Consider the following 21,786-nt stretch of genomic DNA (forward strand, 5'->3'; position numbering starts at 1 on the left):
TTGTTTTATCCTTTATAAGTATTTTTGGAGGGGTTTATATGAGCAAGGCGGTACTGATAGGTAACGGTTTGTCTGTTGGTTTGAATAAAGATTTTGCTTTACCAAGGATAACAGAAAGATTTTATAATCGACTAAATGCAGAACATAAAGGTTTTGTAAAGCATCATATGGAAAGAATAGAAAAGAATGAATACATCCAAACAGATTTTGAAGAGGCCATTGCTAGTATTGAGCAATCTTATGACGCTCTAAAGAATTATTATGATTTTATATCTAATGGGAATGAAGGAGAATATTTCAAAGACTCTTATAATCTAGAAGAACATGAACTTTATAAACATGTAAAAGCAGTGAAAGAGATTATTTATGAATACACTGCCTCAATTTTAGACTTAATAGATGGTCATGTTAGATGGGGAGAGATAAGAGATAACCTACAAGGTTTTCTAGAATGGTTGGATACTATTATTGATAGTTCTACAACTGTAGAATTTTTCACTTTAAATTTTGACCTATTGCTTGAAACAATTTTGTTAGAAACGATAGGGACAGAAAACTTTCAAGATTTTCATGTTCCACGAGATAATTGGAATTTGATTGATAATAGACGCAGATTTTTCTTTAGTCCAGATTTATCTCAAAATATGTTTGGGAATAGAAAAGTAAAATTGCATCATTTACATGGTTCACTTTCCTCCTTTAAAGATATAAAAACAGGTAAAACGTTCAAAATCACAACAGAAGATTTACGTATGCATAACGTTTACAAAAATATTTTTAATTTAAATATAACTCCCTCTATAGTAACGGGAGGAGGCAAAAGTGTGAAAGTCCAAGAGGATCCATTCAAATTCTATTACAATAATTTTCGAAAAAAGATGGCTCATGAGGATGATTTATGCGATGAGTTGTATATCATTGGCTATAGTTTTAGAGATGATCATATTAATGAATCCTTATGTAAAAGGTTAGAATTCGAGAGAAAAAAAGAAAATCCAAGATTCTTAAAAAACTTATTAATTGTTGATTTTAAATCCTCTGAGGAAGATAAAGAAAAATTTGTTAATGATATAAATAGAGCACTGAAGCTTGGACCTCGTATGAGCAATAGGTTTATTAAAAATGACCCTAGAATCAAATTTAATGGTGTTAACAATATAATTGAGGGCTAATTGTATGTACTTGATGAAAAATTTTGAACATATAATAAGATGAACTAATTAAAATTAACTCTAAACGATTCAAATGAAAAAGATAGTAAAGAGAAAATATGACGAAGAAAGAACAACTACTTGTGCCTATTATGGGAGCATGATTTAGTTATTACTATGGTTTTCCCCTTTGGAGTAAATTACTCGAAATGCTCTCTAATTTACAAAATTTTCATTTATCTATATTTTCTATCCTGACCTTCTTTTAATATCCCTACAATTGAGGAGGAAATAAATCATTAACTAGGAGTTGCATTCCTTAAATTGTTAGTTAGTCAATTAGAATATTATCCAGTATTGCTAAAAATTAATAATGTAGATGATATATTATTAGCTTCATCAATTTTGTTGAAAAAAGTAGAGGTTTTTATTAAAAACACGTCAGATTAAAAGTTTCTATAGAACTGTGCAAAATTATTCAATTTAAAGATATTGAGAGAAAAGGATACGGTGAATATTTAGAATCGATATTTGAATTTAGTTATAATGCTTTAGGGGTAATGTGTAATATTTTTAGAGACTAGCTGAAAAGTATGCTTAATGGTTTCAATCTAATAGGTAATTTTTTAAACGCCCATAAAAAAAGATTACAATAAGAAGAATATTATTACCTTACCACTCCTATTCAGTAATGGTTAAGTAAAATAATTGAAAAATTCCTTAATTTGAGCATGATATAGAAAACTTATTTCGTCGAATAAAGAAAAAGGAGAATTATGAACATTAAATTAGAATAAGAAAAAAGTTTCTTTCTTAAATTAGGGACTTAATTAAAAAATAAAATAAGAGGTGGAGAATATTGGAGAAGCAGGATGATGGTTCATATAAAGCTGAAAATTGGTTAGACTTACAAAAAAAATTATTTAGCTTTAAAGAAGATGAGAAGCATGGTCGTTTTCGTTCTTCTCTAGCATATAGAGGCGTTGATAATGCTAACTTCGATTTGGAAACTAGTTTGATGCGAATCCAAAATCAATCTATGGAATCACATCTTCTTAGAAATTTTAAAAAGTACGCTAAGCCTTTATTAAAAGATAGTCAAAATATATGGGAATTACTTTCCGTAGCACAACACTATGGTTTACCCACACGTTTACTAGATTGGTCATTCTCTCCATATGTTGCTTTACATTTTGCCACTTCAGACATTGGGTGGTTTCAAGAAGATGGAGCTATATGGTGTTTAGATATTATAAAGGTACATGAATTATTACCAAAGGATTACAAAGATAAATTAAAAAGAGAAGAATCTTATGTATTTACAGTAGATATGTTGAACGATATTAAACATGCCAAAGGATTGTCTAGAGGTGTTGAAGTTGAAGAAAGTTTGTCTGAATTTGATAATTCAAAGGATGAAGATGACTTTTTGATTTGTCTAGAACCACCTTCTATAGATGAAAGAATTATAAACCAATACGCAATGTTTACAATAATGTCGAATTCTGACCGAAGCCTCAGTAATTTATTAAAAGATTACCCGAGTATGTATACGAAAATAATTATACCAAGCGAACTAAAATTAGAAATTCGCGATAAATTAGATCAAGCGAATATAAATGAAAGAATGATTTATCCAGGACTGCAAGGAATTAGTGCTTGGCTAAAAAGATACTATACTAATACTAAATTATTGAAATCTTAAAATTAGAATAGTAAATCGCTTCCCTGTGTCAAATACTATTGAATTTATTTACTACAATTGCATCAAGAAAAAGCCGTATCCAGTGACCACAAAGGTTGACGGATACGGCTTTAGTATTTTTAAATATTCATAACTGCTCTCGACACAGGGGCAAACTAGAAACTGCTGAGAATAATATATTCAACAATAGGAGTCAAATTTTAATCAAGCTCGAAAAATGCCGTACTCCCTAAAAGAACTTCCTGTTCAACCCCAAACCTCCACGGGTTATAATCGAGCCAGGGGGAATTCTCATGAACTTAGAAAACCTGAAAACAACCGTGCCGGCAAAGCTTTATGAACGCGGCCTGGATTATTTTGAACAGGATTTTGTTGAGCAGTTGACAGAAGACGCGCCGAATCGATGGCATGCGCTGGTAATGGGCACGCGGGATTACGAGGTGTCAGTCAATTTGACGAAGGATGGGACGATTGTGGGTTCTTACTGCACCTGCCCGTTCGAACCGGATTCTCTGTGCAAGCATGAAGTGGCGGTGTGCCTGGCGATTCGCAAATACAAGAAAGAAAACGGTTCGTCTGCAGCGGATCTGCAGGCGCGATTAAAATCGCTGAAAAAAGCAGAGCTGCTGGAAATCCTGGAAGAGCTGGTGGAGAAGCAGCCAACCGTCCAGCTTTATTTGGCAGAAAAGCTTTCAAATCCTAATGGCATGGACGAAGAAAAGGCGCGTCGACTTATACAGAAGTCGGCTAACCGCGCCAGCCGCAGGGGATTTATCGAATGGGACCGGACAGACCAGGCACTCGAAGGGGTTTGGGAAGTCCTTGAGTATTTGGATGGACTAAACTCATCGCATGACGCGGAAAGAATCATCCGTCTCAGCCTGATTGTCGTCAAGGAATGCACTGAAATGCTGCAAATGGCGGACGATTCATCCGGAGGCATCAGTTCGGCGATTTACGAAAGTTTGGATAAGATAAACGAAGCGCTGGCAGAGTGGCCGGAAGATCTGGATGAAGCGACTGTCGATAATATGCTTGTCCTGCTCTATCAGCATATTCTCTTCGCGCTGGAGCAGGATATCACAGATGCGGCGAGTCATCTGGTGCAAGCGGTATTGCAATGGAATGAAAGAGGCGGTTTCACCGAGAAGTTTTATAATTTCATTGCTGATTTGATTGCCAGTGACGAGATGCAAAACAAGACATACAAGTATACAGAAGAGCGGTTCCATATGTACCAGCTGGCAATTTTGCGGCAGCAAGGAAGACAGGAGTTGGTCGAAGCCTTTTACGTGAAGTACCGGCACTATCCAGCAATCCGTAAAGCGCAGGTCCGGCAGGCACTGGATGCCGGTGAATTTGAAAAAGTGATCCGGTTGTGTGACGAATCGGAACAGCTCGATGCAAATTTCGCGGGACTCCTGAATGACTGGAAAAAGCTGCGTTTTGAGGCTTATGAAGGAATGGGCAGCACGGAGGAATTGATTGGCCTCAGCTTTGAGTTCGCACTGGACGGGGAAGAAGAATATTATTACAAACTGAGAAGACTGATGGATGTGGAGCGGTGGCCGGAGAAGCTGGAAGCCCTGCTTACGGAGATGAAGACCCGTCCACGGAGCCGGCCGCTTTATCTCGGGATTCTGATTGATGAAAAGAGATTTGAAGAGCTGCTGGACTATTGCCGGACCGATATCTCTGCAATCAAACACCTGCATCCGCATCTGGTGGCTGATTATCCGCATGAAGTGAATGAAATCTATACAACTTATATTTATCGCCAGATCGAACGGGCTTCCAACCGCAAGGCATACTGGAGCGCCTGTCAAAAAATCAAGGATTTCCAGCAGGCGCTGGGGACTGAAGCGGCGACGGGGCTGATTGAAGAGCTGGAGTTTATGTATCCGAAACGGAAAGCGCTGCTGGATGAGTTGGGGAAGATAAAGTGAAAATAAGCGGTGTCTAGTATATGCTAGACACCGCTTATTTGTTGCAGTTGAAAGGCAGTCTACAGGAAGAGGAAACAATTCTAAACTCTTCTGATAGAAACTGCCAATTGATGATAAACTGAAAAGAAAGAAAACGCTTGGAAAGAGCAAGATAAGGAGCATATTATGACTTACTCACTAGAAGCAATCTCGCAACTCGAACATTCTAAAGAATTTGCTCGGCTGCATCAGAAGTTCCATCAATTCAACCCGCTGAAAGTGCTGCGGGTTGATCAGTTTGAGATTCGCCATTCAAATATCCTGGCATGGCTGTTAGACCCGAAAGAGACGCATCAATTAGGCGGTTTTTTCTTGAAGAAATTGCTGACTCGGCTCGTGACTCGTGTCGAGAACGAAGGTAAAGGAGCGGGAATAGACTTTTTATCGTTTCTCCATAGTTCATTCCATGATGCTGAAGTGGCGCGAGAAGTGAAGACGCACACAAACCGTTCGATAGATTTGCTTGTCCATGTGCCGTCGCAGAAATTGGTGCTGGTCATAGAAAATAAATTCCATGCAGGAGAGTCAGATGGCCAACTTGCGGATTACTTGGAATTTGCGAAACTTCGTTTTTCAGAAGCTGGCTATACCATCCTGCCGATTTTTTTGACACTTGCAAATGAAGAACCTTCGAAAGATGATTATCTGTTGCTTGGATACGAAGATGTGCTCGAAATTATCGAGCAGCAGCTTGAGTTTAATAAAGAAACGACCGCAGATGCCATCTATGACTTTCTGTCGTTTTATATGGAGGTCTTAAAAGAGCAGTTGGTCCACGATGAAGTGGCTGTACAGTTGGCTTTAGAAGTATATGAAGGAAATAAAAGTTCGATCGATCTTTTATTCCTGAGCCAAAATAAAAACTTTAAAAAGCAGGCAATATATAAAGGCATTTATCAACAAATCGGAAATTTAAACGAAACAGAGAAAACAGCCCTTCGCAAAATTTACGAAGCAAAGAAAAAGACGATTGATTTCATCTTTAATATTGGCAGCAATGTATTGCGGGAAGCGTTTCTTGAATTTGTTAAAGAAGCAGAAATACCGGAAGAGGCTTATTCTGCCAATATCCGCTCCCCGAACTTTGTCTTGCCTGATTGGTTCGACTTTGAGGAAACGCTGGGCAAACCCGATTCCTCGTATTGGCTTGGCCAAGCTTTTATCATCTGGTTCGAGCGACAGGTGGGGGAGCGTTTAAAAATTACGGTAGAAATTGGTCCGATCCCATATGAAGAACGGTATCAACTGCTGACGATGCTCGAGGCGCATGGTGTCCATTTCCAACAGAATGCAAAACAGGAAGGAAAGAAATATACGCGAATCTACACAGCCTGGACAGAAGTCAAAGATTGGGCATCCAAACAGGAGGTGCTGAAAAGCATGCTGGAATTATACGATGCTCCGAAACTTAATGAACTCTTCCAGAAAATTGCCCTGTCTGTCGAGTCGATGTCAGAAAAGGCGGAAGCAGAAGAAATCGTAGAAAGTGAGCGAGAAGAGTTAACGCCTGTCAGGAAAATTCTTCCTTTTCCAACTTCAGCATTTCAAAAGTTTTGCGAGGAACACAGTATAGACGCTGCGAGCAGAAAATATCATCAAAGAAATCCTTCGTTCATTGTTCCAACTTTTACAAAGCTGGAGCAGCGATTCGGCACGACACGGATTAATTGGTGGTGGCAAAATGGGCCATTCCTTTTCTGGTTTGAGCGTTTACGTGATGGACGACTGAAGCTGGTGCTGGAACTCGGTCCATTGCACGGTGATGCTCGTTTAGCATTGATTGAGGAACTGGAAGCATACGGAGTAAATTTTAAACCGGTATCTAAATTGAAAACAGCTAAATATACCCGGCTCTATACCAACACAAAAGTGATTAATGATTGGCAGGATGAGAATCAAGTGGCTGAGGCAATGACGAAGCTTTTCAAACATCCGAAGCATCAGGAGTTGCTTGGGGTTATTGAGCGGATTGCTGTGGAGAGTTCTGTTCGTTATTAAATTGCTTTTGGAGGAAGAATAGTATGCAAGTTTAGTATAGCTACCAATGTGAAAGATACTTCAGGGTTAAAAGTTAATGGGAAATTTAATATGTGGTGTGGGAATTAATTTATAAAAATTTACATTATTTGTTGTTTTAAGTAGGAAATAAGATATAATACGATTAGTCCATTCCTTTAGGTTCCCAGTAGTGTTTCGCTGCTGAATAACAGTACAAACCAATATTGATCTGACGATCGCAGCTTACGCTGCTGAAGGCTGACGCCTTCACCCGTTCTGCATCCGCAGAGTGCTTCACTGCGTTGCGCAAATTGTGAAGGAATGGACTGTTTTATTACTTAAGTATCTCGGGGGTTCTTATGGGGGAATTGGTCTTCACTAAGGTTACGAAAGATTTGAAAACAAAATATCCTATTCTTAAAGATGTTATAAATTTTAAAGAGAAGCACTATCAGACAATAAGCATTAGGATGAAGAATGGGAAGTTACGTACCATTCATAATCCGAGCAAAGCTCTTAGATATTATCAGAGAGCAATCGTTGAAAAGTTTCTAAATGAAGTTCCTATACATATATGCTGCACCTCTTATCAAAAAGGGAAATCGTTAAAAGCAAATGTCCTTCCTCATGCCAATAATATGTACTTTTTGCATGTCGATATAGCCAACTTTTTTGACCATATAAAGTTTTCTCAAGTCCATAAACTCTTTACGGATCTTATAGAAGACAAGTATGAAGCCAAATTCTATGCCGAACTTTGTACATTAAAAGGTACCTTACCTCAAGGAGCTATTACATCACCTTCCATATCGAATGCAGTAAATTTTAGAATGGATAGCCGAATTTTTGGATATAGTAAGAAACACAATATCGTATACACTCGTTATGCTGACGACATTACTTTGTCTTCAAATGATTTTGCCTCCATACAACGTTCTTTATATGTAGTGAAACAAATTCTTCAAGATGAAGGTTACCAGTTGAACACTCGCAAAGTAAGAATTACTAAACCAGGCATTCAAAGAAAAGTGACTGGACTTTTGATTAATGAAGATCAGGAAGTTAGAGTGGGCAGAAAAAAATACCGTGAGTTGCGAAGCATGATTTACAATTATAAAAATAATACGTCGGTTACTCGAAAAGAAAACCGGGCGTTGTTTCGGAAAATTGTAGGCTGGCTTTCGTACTTAAATGTGGTAGATGAAAAAACATATTCGCTCATGGTTATGTACATTAAGAAACTCTATGGAAATACAAAAAATCCGTTTGAAACAATGCTAATCAGTAAAGAAAAGATATAAATTCTTACAGCAGAGCTGCTTATTCAGTAAAGTTGAAACAGTCATCGCTTGGATTAATTAATATCCATGTAGGTGGCTTTCGTTTGTGGTTTTGAAGTTTGGTAACGGCAACTTGATTGCATTAAGTAAGGGGGTATACAGATGATCAAAACCATCCTTTTATGCACAGTTGCCTCGATAGTGATGTTAGTGGCAACTTTACTTTTTGTAGGGGGAATTACACGGAAATGGAACAATGAAAAAAGATGGGCTGCTATCAAATGGACAGTAGTTCCAATGAGCACACTTATGACACTGCTTGCTTTATATATTACTGATTTTATTTAATACAGGAAATCTATAAGAAATTGTGATGCATGAAGTATCAATAATGACCATGAAGTCCATTACTGAAAAATTAACAAAGATTTTTTCTTAAATGTTTCAAAGAACAAAAGCTAAAATACTCCTGATCATTTCTCAGGAGTATTTTTTATTTTTTAATAAGCATTCTATACTAATACTTTGATAATTTACATGTTACAAAATTTACAAGTTGTATAGATATAACACCATAATAGGTGATATGATTAGATGAAAAATAAATGACGGGGGAATTTTTATGATAATTTTTGGATGGTTTGATGACCTCTTCAAATATATATCTGAAAGAGGTCTGGATCCTTTCACGAACGGATTTATGGCGTTTCAGTTGATTGTATTTGGAGGCTTGATAATAGCACACCTACTAATGAATCGGCATAACTACAGTTCAATGATAAAAGTGAAAAAAGGGCTTAGGGAATTGGATTCTCAAACCAATATTGAAGCGCTTAATTTTGAAATTAATAAAGTATTTAATGAAGCTTCTGACAAATCCCTCTACAAGCAGCAATGGGACAAATACTATAAGCGGATTAAAAAAGGCCAAGCAGTTGATGAGAAAATCCGAGTCGAACCTTTCTTTGGATATGATGCAATGCACGATACGCTTGGGCGTAGACATATTCTGGATTATGGAGGAGGTCTCCATGTATCGTTAGGTGTATTAGGGACATTTATAGGGTTGGCCATTGGCCTCTCCGGACTGAATGTTATTGATCCGGAAGTTTTAAGGGAAGGGGTTGCGGGCTTAATCGGAGGGATGAAAACGGCATTTTATACTTCGGTGCTTGGTGTTGTTCTCTCACTGATATGGATTTTTGTCGATAGAGCTATTTCTGCCAAAACTAATAAAGAAATTGATTGGCACATAGATAGACTGCATTATTTCTTGAATGCAGATGATGAAGAAATTTTCTTGAATCGTCTTGAAAAAATTACGCAACAGCAGTCAGAACAAATGAAAACACTCTTAACCGATGCACTAGAAAAAGCGATGAATCCATTTATCCAAACGATTGAGACCGGAAATAGAGAAATTACCAACCATTTAATTGCACAGTCAGAAACGTCGAAAGAGCATCTTGATGTCATCAAAACGCAGGGTGATGAATTGACTTCTAAAATAGCAGAGCAGATAACACCTTTTGTTGAGACAATAGAAGCCGGCAATAAAGAAATTACGAGTCATTTAATTGCTCAGTCAGAAACATCAAAAGAACATCTCAATATTATCAAAACACAAGGTGATGAATTATCTTCTAAACTCATAGAACAGATAACGTCAGCTACAAGTGAAACTATAGAGGACTTTAATAAACTATTAAAAAACTCACAAACTACTCAACAGGAAATGTTTAGTTCAATCGATGGTGTAGTCGGCCAGATTAAAGATGCGTCTACCACGAATGTAGAAATGCTTACTCGAACAAATGAAATGGTATCCAGCTTTTCTACACTTACTGATCAGATGGATTCTACACAGAAAAACTATGCGGAATCCCAGGAACAAATCGCAAATCTGGCTGCTGATATAGGATTGATGCAAGGGATGATGATACAACACGTTGAATTGCAAGGCGACTTGAATCAACAGAACCGGGAATTCATGTTGAAGTCGGATGAACTGGTGAATCAGTTTGTTGATTTTGGAAATAAAATGAGTGAAGTCCAGCAAACGATGATAGAAGATTTGGTACAGAAAACGGACATCGTTTCTCGCCGTTTTGAAAGCTTGTCCAATGAATTAGTGAAATCAACAGAACTACAGTTGAGCGTGTCGAAAGAGTCTGCTGACTTTATGGAAAGAGCCAAAACGGCAATTGCCGAATTAATTCCTTTGAGCTCTTCATTGACAGAGACCGTCACAGGACTTGGGGGATTAGCTCAGTCCTTCATGGAAATGAAAGAGGCACAAAGTGAATTGATTCCGCAGCTTGAAGGTTGGAATCAAAATTTAGCCGGCCGTATGACGGACTTCATGTCACTTACTGAAACGAACTTAAAAGAAACCACATCGCAAATTAAATATTCCAAAGAGCAATGGGATTCGACTGCTAAAAACTTTGCAGCTGTGAAAAATGAGTTGTCCAATTCATTAGGCGAGTTTAAATCAAATATTGAATCTGGTGTACAAACGACATTCCAACAGTTTGACCAGGAATTAAAAGAAGCAGTGCAGCACTTTAAAATCATCTCGGACAATTACGGAGATTCTATTGAAATTTTAACGGATTATGTAGAGCAATTAAGAAATAAGGTTGAATTAGAAGTATGAGAAGGCAAAGAAAAGAAACAAATTACTGGATGTCATATGCCGATTTGATGAGTGCCATGCTTATGGTATTTGCGTTGCTATTGACAATTGTCATTTTGGACTACCGGGAAGATATGCTGGAAAAGCAAAAACAAATCGATGCGGTCACTAATGTGAAAAATGATATAATCGCAGCTTTAACTGAAGAGTTCAAGGGTTCGAATTTGAATATTGAAGTGGATGCCCAAACGGGAGCTATCCGTTTTCCAGGGAATATTCTCTATGATACGGGTTCCTCAGAAGTTTCGAAAGAAGGGAAAAAGTTTTTAAGCACATTCGTCCCGAAATACTTCAGCATCATCTTGCAGGACAAATTCAAAGATGAGATTTCCTCAATTATTGTCGAAGGGCACACGGATAAAGAAGGTCCTTATATTTACAATTTGAACTTATCTCAGAGCAGAGCATTTTCAGTAGTAGAGGTGATTTACTCGGATGGGTTCAAAGATTTCCCATACAAGGAGTTATCGAAGAATTATTTGACTTCTAATGGCAGAAGTTTTACGGTTCCAATTAATAATGAAGATGGCAGTTACAATGCTGAAAAGTCACGAAGAGTAGAATTCCTATTTCGTTTAAAAGAGGAAGAAAGAATTGAAGAAATTCAAAAGTTGGTGAATGAAGAATGAATTTCGTATACAAGCCGGTATATATTTCTGACTGGGTAAATCGCGAAATCAAGCATCGACGGAGAACGGATTATGATACGGCTGAATTTCAGACGCTATTAAATGAATTCAAAAGTTTAATTTACTATTACGCTGATAAAAAGTACGGAGAGTTTAAAGAGTGGTTTGAAAAGGTGAATCCTAAAAAATTTAAAGTGTTTCCGTTTTTGATGGAACATATTTCACCGAAGAACAGGTGGAAACTTGTTCAAGATAAGTTGCTGCAAAGAAGTAAAAAAGATCCGCGGTTATTTGATTATGCGTTGGAAGCTTGTTATATCGATCATCGGTTTGAAGGCAATTGGAAAATTGTCCGGGAAAGCTATATAGAAAATAAAGCGGCAGTAACTCAAGGATGGTCTTCGAAAAAAAAGATTTTTTGGGATGACTTTGTCAAAGTTGAAAATCGGCAGCAGCACTTTATATTAGGCGAAATGAAGAAATCGTTAAATTTTAATGATTTAATCGATTTTCTAATGCTGAAGGAAAGCCATAGTTTTTACAATAGTGTCCTGTTGGAGTTGTTTTCCAATGGTACTCAGGAGTTTTATAAGGACCAGCAGGAAAAGTTTATTGAACTGATGAATCAGTCGGATAATGTTAAACAGCAAATACTTGCCGGAGGTTTCATTCGTTCAAATAGTGTCTTTAAGTTGCAAAAAATTAGCCAAGTGATTTACAAAAATCTTGGAACGTATGTACGCCAGCCGATGAAGTGGTCAGATGTTGGCGAAAAAGAAAAAATCGCTTTTCATGGGTGGGTAATGTCCAAAGAACTTAAGAACTTCTTCGGGAACTTAAATCAGAACCATGAACGCTTTAAGTATTGGGAAAAGTTTTCAACAAAATTAGAAAAAGTAGTTGTACTAAGCCAAGATAAAACAATGCTAATGTACTTTTATGATGTAGTGATCATTGAAGTTTTAGGGGTCGGTGCCGTATACGTATATGATAAAGATTTCTTTAATCAGAAATTTGGTCAGCGTATTGCGATGCATGAAAATGATACACAATCTAATCGATATTCTTATTCAAGACATGTGGTTCGAAGAAGTTTGCTGATGGAAAAAGAATGGGTAGTAACAGGTGGGTGGCTTACACACAATCAAGGATGGCAAGCTAATTTTGATAGGTTCCTAAGCAGAAGACTAGGTTGGGAAGTGAATGAAAATGAAATTATTCGCAAGCAGAAAATCTTTGATAATCAGTGAGTATAAGGTGGAGAATGGGAACATCCGCTTTAAGTTTTTTGAAAAAGTTAAAGCGCAGCTTAACCCGATTAGCGTTCCTTTATCAGACGCTGATTTCCGGAAATATTATAAGCTTGAAGGATTCGATCAATATGCAGCTTATGAAGAATTAAGTGAGACTGAATATATGGAAGGTCTCTCCTTACCAGTTGAACGCTATTATGAATTGATAGCTATAGAAGATTTTAAGCCCATTCTGACAAGAATGGGCTTGCCTGTATCCTTAAAAGAAGTTAAAGCTAGTTTGAAAATGGTTGGAGATTCAGGACGGGACCCGGTCTTTTCTTTGAATTTATACAATGATAAAAATGAATTGATTCAGTACGAAGGGAAAATAGAGTATCCTTTCTATGAAACGATAAACGATTCACACTACCTGCCAAAAGAGGTATGGCAACTGCACGAAGCAATTGAAGATTCTTCATTTTCTACAGGCTATGAAAAGATGGCAAAGATACAAAAAATTGCTCTATTAAATAATTTTGAAATTGATGATTTTTTAAAGCGGGAAAATTATGAGTATATTGAGGAAATTTCGATTGAACCTGAGATGCTTAGCCAGGATTTAATGAAATTAAAGATTATCGGAGAGAGTGCGGAAATCACAGAACACCTTAACAATAACCTGCAGAATTCGACAATCCGCAATGGCGATAAAAGAACACGTATTGCGACCAGCAAAAAGTTGCGCGAAGACATTTCCATCATTAAATCTCATGATGTATTGCAAGGAGATGAGATTCCTCAGTTTTTTGAGAATCCGAAATCTCTGTTCCCAGACCATGAATTTAGTTTTGATATTGAAGCTTTTTCGGAAAGAGTAAAAGGGTTTGTAGTCATAAAAAAACCGCGCCCTATTGTTCGGGAAGGAAAGTTGCAGTGGTTTGATGCTGAAACCGGTGAAGAAATTCTATTTGATGAACAAGCGTTAAAGGATGAAATTACAAAAAGTCCGGAGAAGAGTTTTTACCAGCTTAACCGTGAATTCATATACGCAGACAGTAAACTAAAGAAAGCTTTAGGATTTGGTAACGAAGAAGAGAAAACGGATAAAGAACGAATGGCTCTTGATATTTTTGATAACGAACAGGCTCTTGAGTTCGATACGACAGCTGCTTCTGAAAAGGCATATGAAGATTTTTCGGTTCCTGCTAATCTGAAAGCATCTCTTTATGATTATCAAAGAGAAGGATATAGCTGGATAGCTAGCCTTGAAAAAAGTAATACAGGCGGATTATTGGCAGATGATATGGGGCTGGGCAAAACGCTTCAGGTTATTGCTTTTCTGCTCCATCAAGAATCGCAAGGCAGGCTCGCACCTTCCCTTATCATTCTCCCTATAGCCCTTATCGAGAACTGGAAAAACGAAATCAAAAAGTTTGCTCCATCGCTAGCCGATAAAATCTATATCCACTTAGGAAGCCATCGGATAAAAGATGTAGAATACCTAAAGAGCCGGCCTATAACATTTATTAGCTACGACACTTTAAAATTAGATCAGCTTATGTTTGGACAGATTAAGTATAAAAACATAATTGCAGACGAAGCCCAAAATGTTAAATCCCATGGCACTTCTAGATCAAGAGCCATTCGGGCCATGCAAGGAGACTTCAGATTAGCAATGACCGGCACCCCGGTAGAAAACACTCTTGAGGAATTATGGTCTATCATGGACTTTGTTGAACCTGGAGCAATGGAATCTCTTGCGGATTTCAGAAAACAGTTTATAAAAAATCGGAATGACGAGCTGTTAATGGAAACATTAAAACCTTATTATTTACGCCGTACGAAAAAAGAAGTGTTATCAGGGAAGATGCCTGATAAGCATTTGTTGGAACCAAAATATTTGAACGCATCGCAAAAACAGAGTGCACTTTCTGAAGCGATTGTATCTTCATTGCGTTCAAAACAAGGAATGGTCTTAAACGCAATTATGAATTTAAGACAAATATATGCACACCCAGCAGTCTTGTTCAGTGAAGAACCGGTACTAGAAGATTCTCCGAAGCTCGTCGAATTAATGAAGGTATTGAAAACAGTAAAGAAGAAAGATGAAAAAGTACTGGTTTTTACAGAGTTTAGAAAAGTACAATCCATCTTGAGAGCTGAAATAACCAAGGAATTTGGAATTCATGTACCGATTATTGACGGAATGACAAAGAACCGTGCCGACGTCGTAGAAGGATTTAATAGTATAGCAGGGTTCGGAATAATGATTCTTTCTCCAAAAGCAGCTGGAGTGGGGTTGACTATAACTAGTGCAAATCATGTTGTTCACTATACGAGATGGTGGAATCCGGCAGTAGAAAATCAAGCCACAGATAGAGCCTATCGGATTGGACAGACTAAAGATGTCTATGTTTATCAGTTTATAACACAAGATAAACGCAACTTTCCGAATGGCACGGTAGAAGAAATTATGCATAATTTGCTTCTGGAAAAATCAGAACTTGCCGAGAATGTAATCATTCCATTTGATACTGCATCATTTCAAAATCAAGTGCTTCAACAAATTCAAAAATAGACTGAAGTTAATTCCATGTAAGCACCTCCATTCAAGATTTTCAGAGTGGATGTGCTTATTTTTTTGTAAGTTTTCCGAGGTGAAAAATATTGTACTAAATACTCTTAGGCAAAATTGAGTTCTTTGAAAAGCGGGGTAAAAATAAGGCCAATATAGATAAGGGTTAATGGATATTTAATCTTTTAGAGAGAATATATTACATTTATTTGTAATATATAGTTAATTTTTAGTATAAAGTGCTATACTGATTTTAGTTATTAGTAACTATTTATTTGTAATATAGGGGGGTATGAAGATGCATGAAGTATATTTTGATTACATTAAGGCAGAACAAATAAAGTTGTTGGAAAAACTAAAAATAAATAGTGATGAAACTGAAGTTCAAATATATATAGAACAAGCAAAATTAATACAACTCGTCCTTCAAATGTTTAAAAAAACTTCGGAGGTTCTTGAATCTCTACCAGAAGAAAAATTTGAAACAATGTATGGCTCAACGGAAAAAGAAATCGATCTACAAAGACTATATTTGAAACAGGATTGGTCTATAAAAAATTACGAAGAAAACCGCGGCGATGATCTTGCGGAAGAAATATCAGCAGTTTACAAATTCAGTCGTCTTTTAGTAGGAGGCGAATTATCCGGCATCAAAGCCTATCTTCCGGAAGAAGTAGTGCGAAAAAATGATATCGAACACGGAGATATGGTTAGAGTATATCCAATTGGTGTTTTGCCTAATGGAGATACTAAGTATGCTTATGCCCTTGAAGAAAAGATGGGAGAAGAGGCCCCAAAGAACAGAAAACAACATAATTATTGCTTAGTAGAAGAAAGTTCTTCAAATCTGATTTGTAAATCTAATAAAGATGGCATCTTTCGTGAAGACGACATTTTCCCGGTTTTTCATATCTCGGATAAAGATGCATTTAAGCATGAGTTAGCCCCAGGAGATATTGTAGACATTGCTATTGAAAATAATGATTGGCAAAAAGGAAAAGTAATTTGGAAGCATGAAATTAAATCAAAGCAAATTCAAAAAAAGCTTACCGTGAAGTCGGACAAAAAAACAAAAGTGAAATCTAGCAACCAAAATGAAGAAATAAAAAGATCTTTAAAAGGCAAGACAGTTCTAATCGTTTCGAATAAACATGACCAGTCTAGCTATGAATCTCCTATAGCTAAACGCGGCGGGAAATTATTGATGGCCGACAGGGACTATTCAGTAGACATACTGAATTCTCTAGTTGCAAAATCAGACGCTGTTATTTTAATTACTTCAGCTTGTTCTCATAGAGCGATGTGGACAGTAAAGGATAAAGCAAAAGAGCTTGGGATTCCATTTATTCCTTCCAGACATAAGGGGACGACTCATAATGTAAATCTGGCAGAACAAATATTTATGAAGGAAGAAATTTTATTTAAATAAAACAATGTGACCTATCCTCACTTGAAGATAAAACTTTAAAAAACTAGTATTTAATCTTTTTAAAATGTCATTTTGGTCTCAAAAAGAATTAAAGAATTTCATACTTGGCGAACAAGAATAAATTAAAAGAGGAGAATTAATTAATGGCTATTTTAGTACCGACAATAGAAAACATTAGGAAATTAAGACAACGACCCACACAAGGTGAAGAAAATTTACTTGCCCTATTACAGAAATTAAATGATGAATATACCGTTTTTTTTCAACCCTTTTTAAATGGCAGTATGCCTGATTTTATTATTCTTCATAAAATAAAAGGTATATTATTAATTGAAGTAAAAGATTGGAATTTAAACTTATACAATATTAAGGATAAAAAATGGTCATTAATAAGCAACGATAAGGCAAGAATAAAGTCACCCCTTAAGCAAGTAAAAGATTATAAGGATCATATATATTCTTTTATAAATGGCTTCGTCGAAGAGAGCGTTCATGATTCAAAGAAATTTGGATACGTTCAGACTGCAGTTTACTTTGATTCACTTAATGAAAAGGAATCTTTAGAGTTTTGCATAGAATGTAAATCTTATAATGAAAAAATTCATATTTTAGGAAAAGATTCGATAAATACCGATAGATTTAAAGAATTAAGTTATTTCAAAAGAAATCTCTCGAATGAATTTACATTAAGATATTACGAAGAATTTCAATTACTTTTTGCTCCCTCAGTTCATATGCTTGAACTTGGTCAGGAAATTAAATATAGCAAAAGCCAGAATAAATTAATTAAAAGCAGGAAAGAAGAAATTAAAATAAAAGGGGTAGCTGGCTCAGGAAAAACATTTGTCTTAGCAAAAAGAGCTGTTAATGCTCATATAAGAACAAAAGGTAGAGTTTTAATATTGACTTACAATATAACTTTAAGAAACTTTATACGAGATAAATTAAGTCAAGTTAGAGAAAAGTTTTCTTGGGATATGTTTCATATAGACAATTATCACAATTTCATTGGAATAATGAGTAATGAGTATGGAATCGAATCAATCGCATACAATGATACGAATTTATTTGATGGCGTAGAGACACAAAAATACCAATCAATCTTTATAGATGAGATTCAAGATTACAATCTTGAATGGCAAACAATAATTAAAAAATACTTCCTTGCTGAAAATGGAGAATTAGTAGTATTTGGAGATGAAAAGCAGAATATTTATGGAAATATATTAGATGAACAGAATATTAGTACGATTGTAGAGGATAAAGAATGGAAAGTATTAAATGAATCATATCGTTTATCTACAGTAATCAATGATTTATCGATTAATTATTATGATAAATATCTAAAAAATAGATATTTACGTTTAGAATATAATATGCAGCAAGAACTGAGTTTTAATATTGGAGATATAAGTGAAGTGAATATAAATGGCTCTAGAGATATTTTAAGATACTGTGAATATATTTTAGAGTATATACGAAAGCATAAAATCCCGAATAACGACGTCGTTATTTTAGCACGCCATATTAGTACATTAAGAGAGATTGAAAATATTTTCAGAATTCAATATGGTCTAAATGTAACTAAGACTTTTGAAAAGCTAGAAACTTACAATCATTTACTTGCAAAGTATGGAGAAGACAGTTGGCAATTTAAGGACGAGATAAGAAAAGTTCGAAAAAATGAGAAGTTTGCGTTTCGAATGAATAGGGGGACTATAAAAATGTCTACTATTCATAGTTTTAAAGGATGGGAGGCTGAAAATGTATTTTTATTCTTAGAAAATCCACTGGGAGAAGAAGAATTAGTAGATGAAGAAATTATGTACACTGGTATTACACGTTCAAAAAACAGATTAATATTTTTAAATAAGCATGACACAAAATATAAAAAATTATTTAGTGAGAATCGAGAAATTGTAAAAGAAATTAATATTACTTTAAATTCCCTACCAAATAAAGACTTCTTTGATGAAGAAACAACAAATTTCGATTCTATAAAGGATCTTCATAGTATTGAAATAAAAGAATCTGCAAATGAGGATTTTATTGAATTTGCTGGAGACTATGAGAGCGAATCAGATTATTGGGAACGTGTTGCTGAAGATTCTGATATGACACTAGAAGAATACTTTAATTCGATGGATTAATATTTCAGAATACTAGATCTTATCAGTATATAGCTGGTGAGATCTTTTAATTAGTTTTATGAATAGTGCACTATTTAATATTAGTAAATGATAAAGTGAAAGGTAAATATCACCAATTATTAAAAAAACTTTATGAACTTCTAAAATTCGTTTATGTGTGTAAAAATAATTCTAAAACGATTTCGACAATACACTCTAATCTATACTCGAGACATTCCCACACATGCTGCATCAACATCACGAGTGTATTTTTTCATCAGTATAAATTATAAAATCACACATAAGAAAAAATCAAAATTATATTGAAATCGCGTCCCTGTAAAGAACACCAGAAGCGGCCGTCATAAAGGACTACCGTAAACTGATAGAGGCGTTCAACGGCAAACAGGAGCTTGTGCTGCTGAATATCAAGTTTGATGAGATTGTTGCTGACAACGACAACATCATCAGTGCAATCGAAACGAAAGTGAAAAACATTGAAGAGAACTACAAAGTGAAAATGAACTTCGGTTTAAAAGCTTTGAAATACAGAAATCTGGAGAGTTTAAAAGAAGTGATTCCGTTGAGGATCAGCCAGCAAAAACTTGCCGCAAAAGAGATTCCTACCGAACTGCTGTTTGAAATCACTAATAAAGAAAAAGTGTATGCGTACGTGCTTGAACAAGGGAAATAATCACTTGATATTCAAAGTTGAAACCATAAAAAAGCCCGATCCAGTTGGACTCTCCACTAATCGGGCTTTTCACATTAAATAGTAATTTTAGATTTTTGGACAGTGAAATCGGTTTCCGGGTAATATGCGTCTTTCACTAACAAATTTGGTCCCAAACATTTTGCTGCGGGGCAATGGCAGCCGATGGTCTTCGCTAACGGCCGTTCCAGCCAGCGGTCAAGCATCGCCGGCAACGAATTGTTCTGGATATTGCCCATCGCTGGGGTATCGCCGAAATCAGTGACGATGACTTCGCCGGTGAAAATATTGACGTTTAACCGGGAGCGGCCATCCGGGTCATTGCGGACCGTGACATTTTTGCTTGAGTGAATGCGGTTCAGCAATTTGATATCTTCTTCGTTTTGGCTGCACGGGTAAAACGGCAAAGTGCCGAATAACATCCAGACATTTTCATCACGCGCATCGAGTAAGTCATGAATCGCTTTTCTCGTTTCATCCAGCGATAACACTTCCAATTGACTGGCGAAATCGCTTGGGTACATCGGATGTACTTCGTGGCGTGCGCATTTCATTTCTTCCACGATCTGTTTGTGGATGCTCTTCAAATGAGGCAATGTCCGTTTGTTCAGCATCGTTTCTGCCGATACCATCACGCCAGCCTCCGCCAGCGCCCGGCTGTTGTCAATCATGCGCTGGAACTGTTCGGCCCGCCGCTCCCTCGAAGGTTTGCGTTCCATATTAGCAAATCCGCCATCGACGAAATCATCGATGGTGCCCCAGTTATGGGAAATGTGCAGGACATCCAAGTAAGGTGCGATTTCCATATAGCGGTCAAGCGGCATCGTCAAATTTGAATTCATCTGGGTGCGGACACCGCGTGCATGGGCGTATTTTAATAGCGGCAATACATAATTGGCGACCGATTTTTTTGAAAACATTGGCTCTCCGCCCGTCAAACTGATTGTCCGCAAATGCGGGATTTCATCTAATCGTGCAAGGAGCAGCTCGATCGGCAACGCATCCGGATCTTTATGCGCCAGCATATAGCCGACAGCGCAGTGTTCACAGCGCATATTGCATAAATAGGTCGTGGTAAATTCGATGCTGGATAAAGTCAGTTTCCCATGTTCCTCGATATCCATATACGCTTCCCACGGATCATATTGGGGTGTGATCTTGGTAAGTGTTGTTGCAGTGTTTTCCATATATACCGAACTCCTAATAATTTTCTCGACTATTAAGTATGCGCTTTTCGAATTGCTTGTGCAAGGCTCGTTTTTAACTCTTAGTTCAATCAACCTAAACGTTTCTGGAAAATAACTGCAGGAGGCTAAACCTCATTTTCTTCGGCTCCGATGATATCCAGCGATTTTTACTTTATTTTTCTTTTACAGTGTGTGGAACAGAGGATGCAGTTAACGATTCTTTGAGCACCTGATCCCTGCTGGTATATAATGGTGAAAAGTCCTTGGAAAGGAGCGAATCTTCTATGGAGATGATTCTTGCAATATGCATCGGCCTCGCTTTAAGTGCAACAGTGGGATTCCGGATTTTTACGCCTTTATTTATAACAGGTGTTTTTGAACGAGTAGACTGGATTACGGTGACAGAAGGTTTCAGCTGGCTCGGCAGCACCCCTGCGTTGGTTGCTTTCGGAGCGGCCACCATTTTTGAAATCGCTGTGAATTATATTCCAGCGGTCGGTTCGATGATGAAAGTGATCGCAACGCCGATCGCGGCAATTGCCGGTGTTTTGCTGACAGCGTCCTTTATCGGAGATATGAATCCGCTGCTGGAATGGAGCATCGCGATCATCGGCGGCGGGGGAGTGGCTTCAGCATCGCATGCTGCGGTGACGGGTGTTAAAGGTGTAAGCGAAACCGCGCTTCTCAGTCCCGCTGTCGCCGCCGTAGAAGATATAACAGCAACGACAGTGCCAATCGCCATTTTCCTCGTTCCGGTGCTGGCAATTGTTTTTGTGGTGCTGATTCCTTTGTTGATTTTCTCTCTTTATAACAAGCGGAAGCGCCGGAAGAAAAATCGCCCCCCCGTTTAAAAACAGTTTATCGAAGTGATTGTGCCGAGCCCTATGGCGTAGGAGACCTTAGAAGAAAGTTCCTCGGACTCTTTCGAGACTTGCTCCGTTTGCTATTGGACGAAAGAAGTTTCTTTAAATCAAGCTTCGAGAAATTTTGTTCGCTTTGCCACTCCTTAACAATCGCGTCCTTGGGAAAGAAAAAATCCTAAACGATTTTGACAATCCACTACAATTTATACT

15 protein-coding genes are annotated in these 21,786 nt (G+C 37.0%); 14 read left to right on the forward strand and 1 reads right to left on the reverse strand.

The genetic code is table 11. The features are described from left to right. Positions 1-38 precede the first annotated feature (38 nt). From HU147_RS10155 to HU147_RS10215, 13 genes are all read left to right on the forward strand, one after another. Positions 39-1,172 carry an SIR2 family protein gene (locus HU147_RS10155; RefSeq protein WP_224076117.1) on the forward strand — a complete coding sequence of 378 codons (1,134 nt, stop codon included), beginning with the start codon at positions 39-41 and terminating at the stop codon, positions 1,170-1,172. Positions 1,173-2,010: 838 nt separating this feature from the next. Continuing rightward, positions 2,011-2,856, forward strand: coding sequence for an FRG domain-containing protein (locus tag HU147_RS10160; protein ID WP_224076118.1), 846 nt, complete (start codon positions 2,011-2,013; stop codon positions 2,854-2,856). 293 nt (positions 2,857-3,149) lie between these two features. Next, positions 3,150-4,802 carry an SWIM zinc finger family protein gene (locus HU147_RS10165; RefSeq protein WP_224076119.1) on the forward strand — a complete coding sequence of 551 codons (1,653 nt, stop codon included), beginning with the start codon at positions 3,150-3,152 and terminating at the stop codon, positions 4,800-4,802. 165 nt (positions 4,803-4,967) lie between these two features. Continuing rightward, complete coding sequence (locus tag HU147_RS10170) at positions 4,968-6,839, forward strand: PD-(D/E)XK nuclease family protein (protein WP_224076120.1); 1,872 nt, start codon at positions 4,968-4,970, stop codon at positions 6,837-6,839. Between the two features lie 359 nt (positions 6,840-7,198). After that, a complete protein-coding gene (locus HU147_RS10175; RefSeq protein WP_224076121.1) occupies positions 7,199-8,140 on the forward strand; it encodes a retron St85 family RNA-directed DNA polymerase in 942 nt (313 codons plus the stop codon). A 141-nt stretch (positions 8,141-8,281) separates the two neighbouring features. Beyond that, a complete protein-coding gene (locus HU147_RS10180) occupies positions 8,282-8,467 on the forward strand; it encodes a hypothetical protein (protein ID WP_224076122.1) in 186 nt (61 codons plus the stop codon). A 274-nt stretch (positions 8,468-8,741) separates the two neighbouring features. After that, positions 8,742-10,778 carry a MotA/TolQ/ExbB proton channel family protein gene (locus HU147_RS10185; protein WP_224076123.1) on the forward strand — a complete coding sequence of 679 codons (2,037 nt, stop codon included), beginning with the start codon at positions 8,742-8,744 and terminating at the stop codon, positions 10,776-10,778. 29 nt (positions 10,779-10,807) lie between these two features. After that, complete coding sequence (locus HU147_RS10190) at positions 10,808-11,446, forward strand: OmpA/MotB family protein (protein WP_224076124.1); 639 nt, start codon at positions 10,808-10,810, stop codon at positions 11,444-11,446. Further along, entirely contained in the window at positions 11,443-12,696 is a 1,254-nt protein-coding gene (locus tag HU147_RS10195) for a hypothetical protein (RefSeq protein WP_224076125.1), read from the forward strand. Before HU147_RS10190 ends, HU147_RS10195 begins: the two co-directional genes overlap by 4 nt. Beyond that, on the forward strand, positions 12,650-15,259 hold the full coding sequence (locus HU147_RS10200) for a DEAD/DEAH box helicase (protein ID WP_224076126.1): 2,610 nt from the start codon (positions 12,650-12,652) through the stop codon (positions 15,257-15,259). The genes HU147_RS10195 and HU147_RS10200 overlap by 47 nt, the downstream gene beginning before the upstream one ends. A 295-nt stretch (positions 15,260-15,554) precedes the next feature. Then, positions 15,555-16,685 (forward strand): DUF2325 domain-containing protein, encoded by a 1,131-nt coding sequence (locus tag HU147_RS10205; RefSeq protein WP_224076127.1) that lies wholly within the window; start codon positions 15,555-15,557, stop codon positions 16,683-16,685. A 143-nt stretch (positions 16,686-16,828) separates the two neighbouring features. After that, on the forward strand, positions 16,829-18,835 hold the full coding sequence (locus HU147_RS10210) for a nuclease-related domain-containing DEAD/DEAH box helicase (protein ID WP_224076128.1): 2,007 nt from the start codon (positions 16,829-16,831) through the stop codon (positions 18,833-18,835). A gap of 394 nt (positions 18,836-19,229) precedes the next feature. Then, positions 19,230-19,508 (forward strand): hypothetical protein, encoded by a 279-nt coding sequence (locus HU147_RS10215; protein ID WP_224076129.1) that lies wholly within the window; start codon positions 19,230-19,232, stop codon positions 19,506-19,508. A gap of 74 nt (positions 19,509-19,582) precedes the next feature. Here the strand turns inward: HU147_RS10215 and yfkAB are convergent, their stop codons facing one another. After that, positions 19,583-20,713: a radical SAM/CxCxxxxC motif protein YfkAB gene (yfkAB, locus tag HU147_RS10220; protein WP_224076130.1), complete on the reverse strand. Its 1,131-nt coding sequence runs from the start codon at positions 20,711-20,713 to the stop codon at positions 19,583-19,585. Positions 20,714-20,997: 284 nt separating this feature from the next. On the opposite strand from yfkAB, the gene HU147_RS10225 reads away from it, so the two are divergent. Continuing rightward, positions 20,998-21,564 carry a DUF4126 domain-containing protein gene (locus tag HU147_RS10225; protein WP_224076131.1) on the forward strand — a complete coding sequence of 189 codons (567 nt, stop codon included), beginning with the start codon at positions 20,998-21,000 and terminating at the stop codon, positions 21,562-21,564. The last annotated feature ends 222 nt before the right edge of the window (positions 21,565-21,786 follow it).

Source organism: Planococcus chinensis, assembly GCF_020071995.1.
Lineage (GTDB): Bacteria > Bacillota > Bacilli > Bacillales_A > Planococcaceae > Planococcus > Planococcus chinensis_A.